The 12,991-nt window shown below is 33.2% G+C and carries 9 protein-coding genes and 1 rRNA gene; 3 read left to right on the top strand and 7 right to left on the bottom strand.

The annotated features are described in order from the left end of the window. Both rrf and BD809_RS11835 read left to right on the top strand, forming a co-directional pair. Window positions 1–80: ribosomal RNA gene (gene rrf / locus BD809_RS16060) — 5S ribosomal RNA — on the top strand; the annotation flags it as partial. A 454-nt stretch (window positions 81–534) separates the two neighbouring features. Next, the gene (locus BD809_RS11835) at window positions 535–2,298 is read left to right on the top strand and encodes a DUF7467 domain-containing protein (RefSeq protein WP_148783183.1); all 1,764 of its coding nucleotides are present in this window, start codon (window positions 535–537) and stop codon (window positions 2,296–2,298) included. A gap of 112 nt (window positions 2,299–2,410) precedes the next feature. Here BD809_RS11835 and BD809_RS11830 read toward each other — a convergent pair whose 3' ends face one another. From BD809_RS11830 to BD809_RS11800, 7 genes are all read right to left on the bottom strand, one after another. Then, a complete protein-coding gene (locus BD809_RS11830) occupies window positions 2,411–3,076 on the bottom strand; it encodes an HAD family hydrolase (RefSeq protein ID WP_211356718.1) in 666 nt (221 codons plus the stop codon). Beyond that, window positions 3,066–4,034, bottom strand: coding sequence for an ATP-grasp domain-containing protein (locus tag BD809_RS11825; RefSeq protein WP_148783182.1), 969 nt, complete (start codon window positions 4,032–4,034; stop codon window positions 3,066–3,068). The genes BD809_RS11830 and BD809_RS11825 overlap by 11 nt, the downstream gene beginning before the upstream one ends. A gap of 453 nt (window positions 4,035–4,487) precedes the next feature. Further along, complete coding sequence (locus BD809_RS11820; protein WP_148783181.1) at window positions 4,488–5,528, bottom strand: glycosyltransferase; 1,041 nt, start codon at window positions 5,526–5,528, stop codon at window positions 4,488–4,490. Then, on the bottom strand, window positions 5,529–6,575 hold the full coding sequence (locus BD809_RS11815; protein ID WP_148783180.1) for a glycosyltransferase: 1,047 nt from the start codon (window positions 6,573–6,575) through the stop codon (window positions 5,529–5,531). A gap of 415 nt (window positions 6,576–6,990) precedes the next feature. After that, the gene (locus BD809_RS11810; protein WP_148783179.1) at window positions 6,991–9,951 is read right to left on the bottom strand and encodes a DNA polymerase III subunit alpha; all 2,961 of its coding nucleotides are present in this window, start codon (window positions 9,949–9,951) and stop codon (window positions 6,991–6,993) included. A 91-nt stretch (window positions 9,952–10,042) separates the two neighbouring features. After that, a complete protein-coding gene (gene dinB, locus BD809_RS11805; RefSeq protein WP_148783178.1) occupies window positions 10,043–11,257 on the bottom strand; it encodes a DNA polymerase IV in 1,215 nt (404 codons plus the stop codon). A 152-nt stretch (window positions 11,258–11,409) separates the two neighbouring features. Next, the gene (locus BD809_RS11800) at window positions 11,410–12,219 is read right to left on the bottom strand and encodes a hypothetical protein (protein WP_148783177.1); all 810 of its coding nucleotides are present in this window, start codon (window positions 12,217–12,219) and stop codon (window positions 11,410–11,412) included. 261 nt (window positions 12,220–12,480) lie between these two features. Here BD809_RS11800 and BD809_RS11795 point away from each other — a divergent pair, with 261 nt between their 5' ends. After that, complete coding sequence (locus BD809_RS11795; RefSeq protein ID WP_148783176.1) at window positions 12,481–12,990, top strand: DinB family protein; 510 nt, start codon at window positions 12,481–12,483, stop codon at window positions 12,988–12,990. Window position 12,991: the final 1 nt, after the last annotated feature.

The following is a 12,991-nucleotide window of genomic DNA, read 5'->3' as shown; positions in this document are numbered from 1 at the left end:
TCTTACCTTTCCGAACAGAGAAGTTAAGCCCGTTAGCGCCGATGGTACTACTACTGTGGAAGAGTAGGTCACCGCCTTTTTTGAAACCCTTCATCATAACGATGAAGGGTTTTTTTGTGGAATAAACTTAAAGAGAAAAACTATTTTTATCACTGAAAAATAATGATGATTAAGATCATACTTAGCGATGAACTTGAATGTAATCATGTTTACATACTTTTGATACTTCAATCCCTTTAAGGGGGCATATAGTTATTTTTAATTGCGAACATCTTCTTTGTTTCTTTGTCTCGCAGAATATTATCAAGAACCTTAGCAATAAAAAGGATGTTACACAGCTCTTCGAATTTTTGCACAAATGATATGGGGTATACCCTTCTCATAATCAACAGATAATAAGTTTCTCTGTAGTATTCTTAGAAATATCACATACAATAGTTAATTACAACCTGAATTCTCGCCTTTCAGCTAAAATTTTTTAAAGAATAAGCAATAATAGCTAACTTTAAGTAAATCATAAACAAACATCATACAATGAAAACATTTTTAAATTTAATTTTTGGGGCTTGTTTTTTTTTCATTTCATGTGAAGAAGAACAATTTAATAACGATTTAAATAATTATAATTTAGATAACACGAAAGAGCTGAAATCTAAGACTAAGAATAAAGAGGGGCTCAACTATCTAAGACAATGTTATATTATAGATGTTGATAGATGTGATACTCCTAATCAACCGGAAGCTAATTTCTGGTGGCCGAGTTCACCAACATCGTATTATGAAGGTTACTTCTCTTCAACAGATGATCATTCGATTACATTTACAGAGTACAATAATGGAACTGCTAGAATCTTTGGTTCAACTAAATTAAATAATTGTGTTGCGTATGTAGATGTTTGGCTAAAAGATAAAAAAGACTGGACGGAATGGTCTGCTATAGGAGGGGAGTTTAAGAAAGAAGGTTGTGCTGATGGAATACAGGAGAATTTAATGTTTTATGTTATTGATTCTGAAAAAAGTTCTATAACTGCGGTTGGAGGGGACTGTTTAGAAGAAGGTACTTTTTCAGTCGAACAAAGACCTGATCCTTTTGATATGAATACTCCAAATTATGGGGTACATGTTGGTCCGGGGGGTGCCAATTGGGATTCTAACGTAGGAGAATATGGTTTAAGTGGCTGGGGCTGGTTGGTAAATAGCCAAGGTAAGAGAATGTGGGTCATGGACTTTAATTTCAGGTTAGATTGTGTCGAAGAACCTTGTTCACCATGTGATGGAAAAGTAACGGATCTTTCTCTGCGATACAATGGCTCTATTGTAAATGCAAATGTAAAAATAAAACAAAAGAAAGATGATAAAATAGTTTTTGATGGAGTCGTACAGCCAGGTGAGAGCTTTTCATTTACAGGAAAAGATAAAAAAGGTACTTTGGGAACGGAGATAATTATTTCTATTAACGGTGTGGAGCATATAAAGTTACATACGAGTTGTTCTAAACCTGTTGGTCCTGGTACACTTGTAGGTGATTTTGAAATTGTTGATGGAGCTAGTCGTAATGGAGGTAAATTATGTCCAGAAGAGGATCCTGCAGGAGATGATTGTAATGAATGTGATGGCAAAGCTACAAGTTTGGAAATGCAATATATAGGAGAAAAGCCTACTGCATTCATTACTGTAAAACAGAAAAAAGATGAGAAAATAGTTTTTGAAGGCAATGTGATGTCTGGAAATTCTTTTAGCTTTTCTGGTAAAGATAAAAAAGGTACTCTCGGTACTGAAATTACTTTATTTATTGATGGAATCGAAAATACCAAAATTCATACCAGCTGCTCTAAGCCTATCGGCCCAGGTTTGATTAGTGGTGATTTTAAAATACTCAGAGGTTCTAGTTATAATGGCGGTGAGTTTTGTCCAATTTTTTCCGATGATGATGAAGATGATGAAGATGATGAAGATGATGAAGATGAAGATTGTGGTGAATGTGAAGGTAAGGTAACTTTCTTAGAAATGAAGTATAATGGAGATGATGAAAGTGCCAACGTAAGAGTACAACAAAAGAAAGATAATAAAACCGTATTCGATGGAACTGTAGTATCCGGAAGTTCTTTTAGTTTTACAGGAGAAGATAAAAAGGGCACTCTTGGTACAGAAATTATTATATATGTTAATGGAATCGAAAACACAAGAATTCACACTAGTTGTTCGAAACCGATAAAGATAGGACTGTCTTTTGGCGATTTTGAAATACTTAATGGGACTAGTAGAGAAGGAGGTCAATTTTGTCCTTCAGATAATTAACTTATAATTAAGGGAGTAATAATTATTTCTTTTATTCAGGAAGCATTTTCTTAAATGTTTCCTGAATTTTTTTTAAATTAGTTAGAATTAATAAGCTCTGAACTATATGCTGCTAATCAATTATTCCCTGAATTTCTGAAATTTTTTTTATTACGAATTTTGGTTGGTATTCTTTAGAAATTGAAAAATCCTGAGCATGAATATTGTTGCCATCATCTAATAAGCATATAGTTTTCCAACCAAGCGCATTTGGTGAGACAAAATCTTTTTTAATATTATCTCCAACGTAATAATAAACGCCTTTTCCAAATAAGTTTTCAAAAAATTTATAATTATTTATAGCAGGCTTTTCAGTTCCGAATTCTTCAGATATGATAATGTATTTAAATATTAAATCTAAGCCCAGTGACTTTATTTTATTTCTCTGTTGTATACTACGTCCATCTGTTATTAATCCTAGCTCTACATCAGAATTTTTGAGGTTATCCAACACATTTTTAATAGATGGTGATAGTTTAATATCAGGGTAGTGACCTCTATAAATATTTAGAAGATCAGCAGGTGAAAAACCATTTATTGAATACTTTTTTAGAATTGACGCAAATACATTTCTTTTGTCAAAATACATTAACAGCATATCGCTATAAATAATTTCACTATCAACCTTAACTTCAGATGCTATTTTTCTTGAAATTTCTTGATATGCTGATCTAAGATAATTTATTTCTTTATAGAGGGTGTCATCCAAATCAAAGATTATAATCTTCTTAATCATCATATTCTTCGATTATAATCTCTTCATCATAGCGTAACATAAGTAAGTTGTTTTTCCAATCACTATAGGCATCAATATCTTTTTTAAATATATATTCCTCAATAATCCATTTAGGATAATTTGCCCCAGCTAAATAAGAAAGAGGAAAACCTCCTCCAAATCGAGGGTTAATTTCAATACCATATATTTTTTGGTCACTCTTATGCATAAAAAATTGGATTGTAATACACCCTATTGCACCTTCAATTACTTCAAGGTGTTTTTTTATGTATGATATTAATGAATTCTTTTTCGTAACTCCTTTACTAACTTCTCCTGCTCTTATAGCTATTCTTTTTCTGGGGACTACACATTTTAGATAACTGTTTTTGTCATAATATAGGTCACAAGTATATTCTTCATAATATTTCAAGTCTATATATTTTGAGAACATCAAATTTGTATTCAATAATTGACTTGTACTTATTTCATTTTTTAGTTTTATAATGTGATTGTCAACACCACCGCTACCATTAATTGGTTTAATAAATAGTGGTAGTTTATAATGTGTTTTAGTATATTCTTCAACAGGTTTAATACCTTTATAATTGAATAGTTGATTGGTAGCCCTTTTGTTGTTACATATCTTAATGAGATCAATAGACGATATAATCGGAATAATGTTCTGATTTATAAAGAGCTCTTTATGTTCTGCAAGCTGCAATAATTCGGTATCTATAGTTGGAATTATAATTTTAACTTTGTGATCTTTACATACTTTCAATAAAGTAGTTATATATGAATTAGAACTAAGTAAGGGTAATTTAAATGATTGATCAGCTACCTGAGCAGCAGAGGATAAGTCGGGTTCTGCATCAGCCACAAACACTTTACCACTTGGTGATAATACTTTTAATTCTTTTTTAAATGCTTTTACTAAAGATACTCTTCTCCCTGCAGAAGTAATTATAATGTTGTTCATTCTTTTCTTTTACAATTAAATATAATCAAAATAGCATAAATAGAATTATAGTGTTTTCATAATTCAAAGAATAGAATCAAAGCCATAAGTTGATGCAATAAGATTTGCGGGTCAAGAGTGAGACGAAGAACAGGCTTCTTTTTCAGCCAATTCTTCACCTTAAGGCTTTTAGCTTTCGAAGCTTGCAGGATCATTATCTCCTATGAAATGGAAAAGATGTTATAGGGTTTCCTATATTACAGCTGACACCTGATGGACTAATTCTCATTTCTTACTATATGCGTCCAGAGAATTACGAACCTAAGTACTTTAATTGTTTATTATTAAATAATTCTTTCACCTTACGCTATCCAGTTTTCCTGAAGAGTGGTCAGTAACTGCTATGAATAGTTCATAAAACCCAGGATGCAGCAGATCAAGTATACTCTTTATTTTTCTTTTAAACGGTTTGTTTTATTGGAAGCGAACGGGCAAAGGCGCCGCTACTCTTCTGAGTGATCGAAATAGTATGAAACTGATAAAAAGTGTCATCCGATTATCAAATATTTTAGTCAAAATCAGGTAGGTTACTCCGTTATAATCGTAACCTAAAAATTTATCTAAAGGATAGGCTTTAATTTTTTTTATATCTTTTAAATACTTCAATAAAACCTTGTAAGTCATATTTGATTTAAATGCTCTTACTATAAGAAAAAAGGTAAAAGACTGTTGTTTAGATCTCATTCTTTGTAAACATTTAAAATCTATAGTACCGATTTCCTCTAGATGTTTAATAACGTTTTCAAACTCATAAATTACATTCTTGTAATCATCGATTAAGTGAAGGTAATGATTTGAATTTTTTAGATTTAAGATAGAATCCTCCCTAATAAAATATCTATGAACATCTAACTTTAATGACACAATTCGATTTGATCGAAGTATTAGAGCGGTTGTAAAAATCACATCTTCTAACATTCTACCTTCTTCAAAAGTGATCTGTGAATTTGTTAAAAAATCTTTTTTTATAATGTACCACCATACTTCATTTCTATAATTGTTTTGGGCAATAAAAGTAGTGCCATCCATAATCTCGTCTGGAGCAATTGAAATGGGTTTTGTACTGGTAAAAAAAAACTCACTCTTAGCGGTTTTAGAAGAATTAAACCCTAAGATATCAAGATTAAATTCTTCAATGCTTTTTAATAATAAATCAAACACGCTATTTACAAGATAATCATCTCCATCAATAAAATAGATATATTCTCCTTTTGACAATTTTATACCTTGATTTCGAGCTGCGCCAACGCCTTTATTTTTTTGACTGTATAATGTAATATTCGAGTAGGTTTCAATATATTTTTGGACTACTTGGGGACTTTTATCTGACGATCCATCGTCAATGATAATTAGCTCAAACATATTAGGATCTAAATTTTGTTTTAAAATACTAATAATACATCTCTCGATATACGCGTCAACATTATACATGGGTATTATAATACTTAGCTTCATTTACGTGGTGTTACTTTTCATGAAAAATAGTTTCAACTTCTTTAAATAACTATTAATACAATTTACTGAAAGGAGTAGAACAGGTGTATTAATGATGAAATTTAGTAATCGGTATTTTAGTGAATTATTTTCTTTTCCGATATCCGTTCGTATCGGGTAGATCGCTATCTTTTTTAAAGCATTTATTTTTTTTTGAATTATTCCTGAAGGAAAACTGTTTCTAATCATTCTTATAATTAAAAAGAAGAGGAAAACGTCTCTTCTAAAACAAAGATTATCAACTATTATGTCTTTATTATTTATTGAGCTTTTCTTTATATAATTTATTAAATTACTGAAATCGAGTATCATAGAAAACGAGTATTCTATTCGTTTTCTATGATGATCAATATCTGTGCTGCGCATAATGGAATTTTGAGATTGATAATACCTGTATATGGAGATTGGAAAATATGTTACTCTTTCAGCCTTCAAAAATGATTGAATTGTAAAAATAACATCCGCATTGTATTCATTATTATTAAACGTAATTTCATTAGTGTCCAGAAATTCTTTCCTTACCAAATACCACCATATTTCAATTCTAAGATGTTTATTTTGTTCAAGGTATGTTGGTCCAGTTATAATTAAAGGTTTTGGGGTAGTCGCAAAAGCTTCTGTTTCGTATTGATCATGAACATTGGTTACTGTAGCGCCAAACCCCAATAAATCAAGTTTATTGCTTATAGCAAACTTCACTAAATGGTTAAGAGTATTGTGAGCGATATAATCATCTGCATCAACATTATATATATACGTTCCTTTAGCTAATTTTAAAAGTTTATTTCTAGTAGAGTATGCACCTACATTGTCATGAGAATATAAAAATATATTAGAATGTTCTTTAATGTAATCAGCTACAATTTTGTTGCTATTGTCAGTAGAACCATCGTCCATTACTAATATTTCATAATCTCTCTTTGGAATATTTTGGGTAACTAAACTTTCTAAGCACCTAATGATAAATTTTTCAGCATTGTACATTGGAATAAGTATACTTAGTCTCATTTGTTCAAATTGTGATTTTGAATATTAGATATTTATACAGCTTTTCGAAATTGAAATGTATTAGTTTATTTTTTTAGCTTAAAAAAAATAGTTTCAATGCTCTAAACTATGAAATCTTTCTTTAGAATTAAACTCTTTAGTAGTAGAATAAAAATCTCAAATTTAAACAGATGAGAAATAGCAAATCTTCAATACAACGAATTATAAAGATTTTAAAGGAATTTGACAGTAGCAAATTGGTTAATCAATTTAGTCGGGAAAGCGAGAAGCGCTGGTTTTTATAATTACTACTATTGTGAAAGAGTGGGGCACCGCTTTTCTTGAAATACTTCACCATACCGATGAAGGATTTTTTTCTACCCGAAATTTAGCACAGTGATATTCATTCTATATCCGGCAAGGATAAAAAGTAAGATTAGACATAGCGTGGATCTTGAATGTAATCTTGTTTACTTATTTTATGTATTTCAATACTTAAAAAATCAAATTCACTAACTACTTTTCCCAACATCCGGTATACACCTTTATATTTGATAGAATACTTTGCCGCCACAGGAGGAAAAACTACGGTATCAAACACCACTCCGTGTTGATCTAAAAAAGTACCAAACAGCATATGTTTTCCGGTATGTGTCTTTGTGTTTTTTACAGTAATAAGATAGCCATAGATATCTATGGTCTTATTTAGGTAGTGAGGTAGGTGCTTTGCTCCGTTCTTATTTTTTGGTGCATTACGAAGTAAGGGATAGTACCCACAAAGTGGAAAGCCAAAAGATTCAATTTGTTGAAATGCTACCTCCAAGTGAGATCTACTGAATTTTGGAAGGGTATAATTAGCTCTTTCTTCTTCAAAAAGTACCGGTGGTAATGATTGTTTAGGCGGAGTACCATTTAATTTAAAATGAGCTTCCCATAATAACTCGTGAACGTTTTTATTTGTAAAACGGAAGGCATCTATCTTTATCAAAATTGAAAGTTGCTCTAATCCAATAGGAATCCGATCTATAAAGTTTTCCAATGATTTGAAGGCACCATTTTGTATACGATCTTCAAGAATATAAGTAGTTGTTTTGGTATCTAAATCCCTGAGGAGCATAAATCCTAAAAATATTGTTTTATCATGTAGTATATGATCGTAAGAGCTGTTGTTAATACAGGGAGGGAGTATTATGGCTCCTGACATTTTTGCTTCATGCAGATATATTTCGGGACGATAAAAGCCTCCACCATTATTTAGTGTGGCAACCAAATACTCCAGTGGAAAATATGCTTTTAAAAACAGGCTTTGATAACTTTCTACTGCATAAGAGGCAGAGTGTCCTTTTGGAAACGCATAGCCTGCAAAACTGGCCACTTGCTCCCAAATTTCAGTAATTAAAGAGGATTCATACCCTTCGGCGACACAGTTTGCAAAGAATTTTTCCCGGACCTCTTTAAATTCCTTACGGGATCTAAATTTTCCACTCATTCCGCGTCGTAGAATATCAGCCTCATCCAAGGTCAATTTGGCAAAAACATGGGCTACTTTTATGACATCTTCTTGATACACCATAATACCATGCGTACTCTTCATCAAATCAAGCATAATAGGATGGGATTGATTTTTACGTGACGGATCGTGTTCACGCAAGATATATTCTCGCATCATACCACTTTTGGCAACGCCCGGCCGTATAATTGAACTTGCTGCAACCAGACCTATATAATTGTCAGTTTTTAATTTACTTAAGAGCATTCGCATTGCAGGTGATTCTACATAAAAACATCCCATGCACCTTGCTTCACGAATCAATGCGTTGACATTAGGATCTTTTTTAAAACCGTCAATTTTATGTATGTCAATGGGAGGATGGTCAGGCCGGTTATATTTTATAATTTCAATGGCATCTTTTATTTTTGCCAAACCTCGTTGTCCCAGAATATCAAATTTGTACAGTCCCAGATCTTCTGCGATCAGCATATCGTATTGTACAGTAGGAAAACCTTTGGGAGGTAAATTGGTTGCAGAATAATAATGTAGTGGCGCTTCACTAATTAAAATTCCGCTGGAATGAATACTTATATAATTAGGCATTCCTTCTATTAGTTTGCCGTACAACAATACCAATTTGCTCATAGAATCTAATGAGCTTGCATGATATGCTCCGCTACTTAGTTTGTCGATTTCAAATTTTGGTAAACCAAATACTTTTCCTAATTCTCTTACAACTCCTTTGTATTGAAAGGTGATATACGTTCCCATGAGTGCTACATTATCGAAGGTGTCAAAAATGAATTGAGTAATATCCTCTCGATCTTTCCAGGAAAAATCAATATCAAAATCCGGCGGACTCGTACGATGCGTATTTATAAAACGTTCAAAATATAAATCCAGTTCTATGGGATCTACATCGGTGATACGTAAAATATAGGCTACAATGCTGTTAGCACCACTACCGCGACCTACATAGTAATATCCTTTTTGTCTTGCATATGTGATAATTCTCCAATTGATCAGAAAATACGAGACAAATTTCATCTGAATGATCATAGTCAGTTCTTTCTCTATTCTGTCAAGTACTTGTTGATCTGGATCGGGATAGCGGTAGGAGAGACCTTTTTGACAAAGTTCTTTTAGTAATAATTGGTCCTTTTGTAGATCACCGGTATAGCTTACTTGATTAAGAGAGGGTTTGTTTTTTGAGAAATCAAAATCGATACTGCAGGAGGCAAGGAGGGTTTGCGTGTTTTTGAGGATATGTTTAAATTCATCATAGTGTTCTTTTAATACGTCGATTCGAAACATTTTTTCTGAAAAGCAAGCTTGTTGTGTTACCGGAAGTCTGCTGAGTAAGATGTTGTTGTCAATAGCCCGCAACAGGCGATGCGCATTAAAATCTTTTTTGGACCTGAAGGTTACCGGTTGAAGCACCACAAGTTTATCAGTATATGCTTTTATACTTGAAAATTTAAGCTTATTCAGATCTTTGATAGCGATGCCTATGTACTCTTGAGTCTCAAAATCTTGCTTGTCAAGTTTTCGAACTTGCTCAAAAGGGTATATAATATATGCATTTTTGAATATTGGTGCCTGTTGTGGAAAATCAAGTTTATGATGAAGATGATGGGATAAAAAATCATTGAGTTCTTTAAAGCCTTCATTGTTTTTAGCAATACCTACATAGAGAGGTTGGTGGTTATTTCTAAAATCAACTCCTACTACAGGTTGAATTCCTTTTTCTTTGGCTTTGCGTACAAAATTGAGACAGCCAGAAGTATTATTGATGTCAGTTAATGCTAAGCGATCTACTTTATTTTCTATGGCTAATTCTAATAAAGCGATTTCTGAAAAAGTTCCGAATCGCAAACTGAAGTAGGAGTGACAATTGAGATACATGTATTAGTGATTTGTTGGCGGTGCGTGAGGGATAGAAGCGAGCTATCGTGTAGCGCGTATAGCCCGACCCATTAGGGTCACGCCCAAATAATTAATGTTTTCTATGAGCCAGCACAACAGGAGGTTGTCCGTTAAAGGGGTTTTGCATACGACCAATAGTTTTTGATCCCATGGCCACCGCACGTATCACACTACGATCCCCGTATTGCCCTCGAATGTGATCCAGGGCTTTATAGAGATTGAGTTGTTTTTCATTATCCTCAAACAAATTGATTTGATAATTACCGTTGACCAGATGGCTAAACCGGATACCAATCAGACGAACCAACATTCTTTTTTGATATAGCTTTTCAAACAGTTCCAGAATTTTGGGGATTAGTAGATGATCTGCGCTGGTATAGGGAATTTTAAGTTGTTTTGAATAAGTGTTAAAGTCAGAATAGCGAACTTTGACGGTTATAGAAGCAGTAAGTTTATTACCACGGCGTAATTGATATGCTAAATTTTCAGTCATGGCTATCAACAGCGTTCTCAACTTGTATACATCAATAGTGTCTTTATCAAAAGTACGTTCTGTTGAGATGGATTTACGCTCAGAAAACGCTATGACCGGAGTGTCATCTATACCATTGGCCCGTTTCCAAATGGTGTAACCATTAGCTCCCAAAACACGTTTCATAACATCGACGGGCATCTCTTGAATGGTTCTTACGTATTTTACTCCCAAACCACGAAGTGTTTGATATGTTTTATCACCAACCATAGGTATTTTTTTTATGGATAATGGGGCTAGAAAAGGTTTTTCTGTACCAAAATCTATCATTAACTGGTTGTTGGGTTTTGCTTCATTGGTTGCTACTTTTGAAACTACTTTATTAGTAGAGAGACCAAATGATATGGGGAGACCTGTTTCCTTTATTACTTTGTGCCGAAGCTCTTTGGAGTAGTCAAAGCAACCAAAAAACTTATCCATACCGGATAGATCGGCGTAGAACTCGTCAATACTTGATTTTTCTAAGACAGGAACTTGTTCTTTGATAATCTCGGTAACGAGGTCAGAGTACTTGCTATAGGTTCCGGCATTTCCTTTGATAATTACGGCTTCGGGACATAATTCTTTTGCAATTTTCATTGGCATACCAGAATGAACACCAAAAGTTCGGGTCTCGTAACTGCATGCAGCTACAACTCCTCGGTCACTTACACCGCCTACTAATAGGGGTTTATGCTGTAAGGAGCTGTTCATAAGTCGTTCAACAGATACATAAAATGTATCTAAATCAAGATGTAGGATTGTTCTCAAAATCTATATTATTGGAGTTATTCCAAAATTATGGAATAATTCCAATAAAGAAGAGTTTTCATGCAAAAAGTTATGCACAAAAAAAACGGTATCTCGTAAAAGATACCGTTTGGAAAAAATTTTATTTTGGGGCTACAAAATAAAATTAAGCGATATTAATTTTCGGCATTCCCGGCAAATTGCTTCATTGCGGTACGCGTAAGTTCTTTAGCACGATCTACATAGAAATTTTTAGTATCGTCCAGTGTTTCATTTTCAAGATCACTTTGACTACGTAGGTAATCCTTCTGTGCTTGAAAAGTTGCATCTTCATTAAGTACAATACTTAATTCTTGAAGTGCAGTCTCTAATTTTTTTAAGGCTAATTCAGCTTTAGCTTTTATTGCAGTTTGTTGCTTTAACTCTGCAGCGCGTTTTGCTTCGAATTCTGCTTTTAATTTATTTTGTTCAGCAATTTGCTGTTCTAATCTTTGTTGTTCCAGGTTAAGTTGACGTCTTTTTTCTTCTAACTCCTGTTGTTTTTGTTCAACCTCTTCACTAGCCTCTGCAATAGCCGCTTCTTTAGCTTCTACCGGATTTTGTGCAACAGCATTTTGGCTATCAACACGACATTTTGTTAACTGTTCTAATAAAGTAGACCCAAGTTCTTTAGCACGTTTTACATAAAAGCGACTACGTTCATACGTGTCTTGCTCCAGAGCGCTTTCTAAGTCAGTCGTAGCTTGATAAGCAGTCTCATTAGCTTCCATACATTCACATTGTGCGGCTAAATCTTCTGCTTTTCTAAAAGACTCTATAGCTTTATCAGCATATTCCTGTGTATGAAAAACATTATTAGCACCATGAGCTTTCTTTGCGTGTGCATAAGCATAACTGGCTGCAGTTAATGCGTCTTCATGTAAATCTTGTGCAGTTGCTTGTAAGATAAAACAAGATAAAAATAAGATCGAAACGATTTCTTTCATTTGTAATAGGGCTTTTATGAACCACAAGTATACAATATTTTTAAGTCACGCACCAAAAATATTAACCTTTTATCGATAAAAAACGCACTTTATCTTAATTTTTATGGTTTAACCATATAATGTGGTGATCTATGTCCTACTTACATTATAAAGGTGTAAATTGATAAATAGTTAGTTGATTTAGAGAAACTTCTGCTTTTAAAATATAGTTGGCCTTGTTGTATTTGTAAGTTAAAACTGTATCTTAGGACATATTTTTATATGAAAAAAACGGTTATATCTTCTATTAATACCACTTTGGATCAAGCAATTTGCTTGTTAAAAACTATTGATATACATAACTACAATGAGACTTGTGTCGGACCTTATCATTCAAGTATAGGAAGTCATATACGCCATACGCTGGATTTTTTTGATTGTATAATTCGAGGATTGGATAGTAATGAGATAGACTTAACTTCGAGGCAACGGGATGAAGTATTGGCTGTAGATCCGATCGCTGCGCTGCAATGCATACGATCTGTGCAGCATACCTTAAAATCTTATATTGATACGAATACAGATTATTTACTACATGTTACCGATGATATGGGGTGTGGTAAAATTACAGTGAATTATACGCTCGAAAGCATTTTAGCACATGCAAACAGTCATGCCTTACATCATTATGCTATTATTGGATATATTATGCACAGTTTAGGAATTTCTTACGAGATTTCTGGATTTGGATATAATCCAACAACGCCTGTTACAAAGCGGACAGGAATCTAAA

Origin of the sequence: Aquimarina intermedia (assembly GCF_008124785.1) — a bacterium.
Lineage (GTDB): Bacteria > Bacteroidota > Bacteroidia > Flavobacteriales > Flavobacteriaceae > Aquimarina > Aquimarina intermedia.
The sequence above is the reverse complement of the archived record's forward strand: the minus strand, read 5'-3'. Positions and strand labels throughout refer to the sequence as shown.

Bases quoted from the DNA above. Each gene is read 5' to 3' on its own strand.
- BD809_RS11835 (WP_148783183.1), top strand. From the start codon at position 535: ATGAAAACATTTTTAAATTTAATTTTTGGGGCTTGTTTTTTTTTCATT.
- BD809_RS11830 (WP_211356718.1), bottom strand. From the start codon at position 3,076: ATGATGATTAAGAAGATTATAATCTTTGATTTGGATGACACCCTCTAT.
- BD809_RS11825 (WP_148783182.1), bottom strand. From the start codon at position 4,034: ATGAACAACATTATAATTACTTCTGCAGGGAGAAGAGTATCTTTAGTA.
- BD809_RS11820 (WP_148783181.1), bottom strand. From the start codon at position 5,528: ATGAAGCTAAGTATTATAATACCCATGTATAATGTTGACGCGTATATC.
- BD809_RS11815 (WP_148783180.1), bottom strand. From the start codon at position 6,575: ATGAGACTAAGTATACTTATTCCAATGTACAATGCTGAAAAATTTATC.
- BD809_RS11810 (WP_148783179.1), bottom strand. From the start codon at position 9,951: ATGTATCTCAATTGTCACTCCTACTTCAGTTTGCGATTCGGAACTTTT.
- BD809_RS11800 (WP_148783177.1), bottom strand. From the start codon at position 12,219: ATGAAAGAAATCGTTTCGATCTTATTTTTATCTTGTTTTATCTTACAA.
- BD809_RS11795 (WP_148783176.1), top strand. From the start codon at position 12,481: ATGAAAAAAACGGTTATATCTTCTATTAATACCACTTTGGATCAAGCA.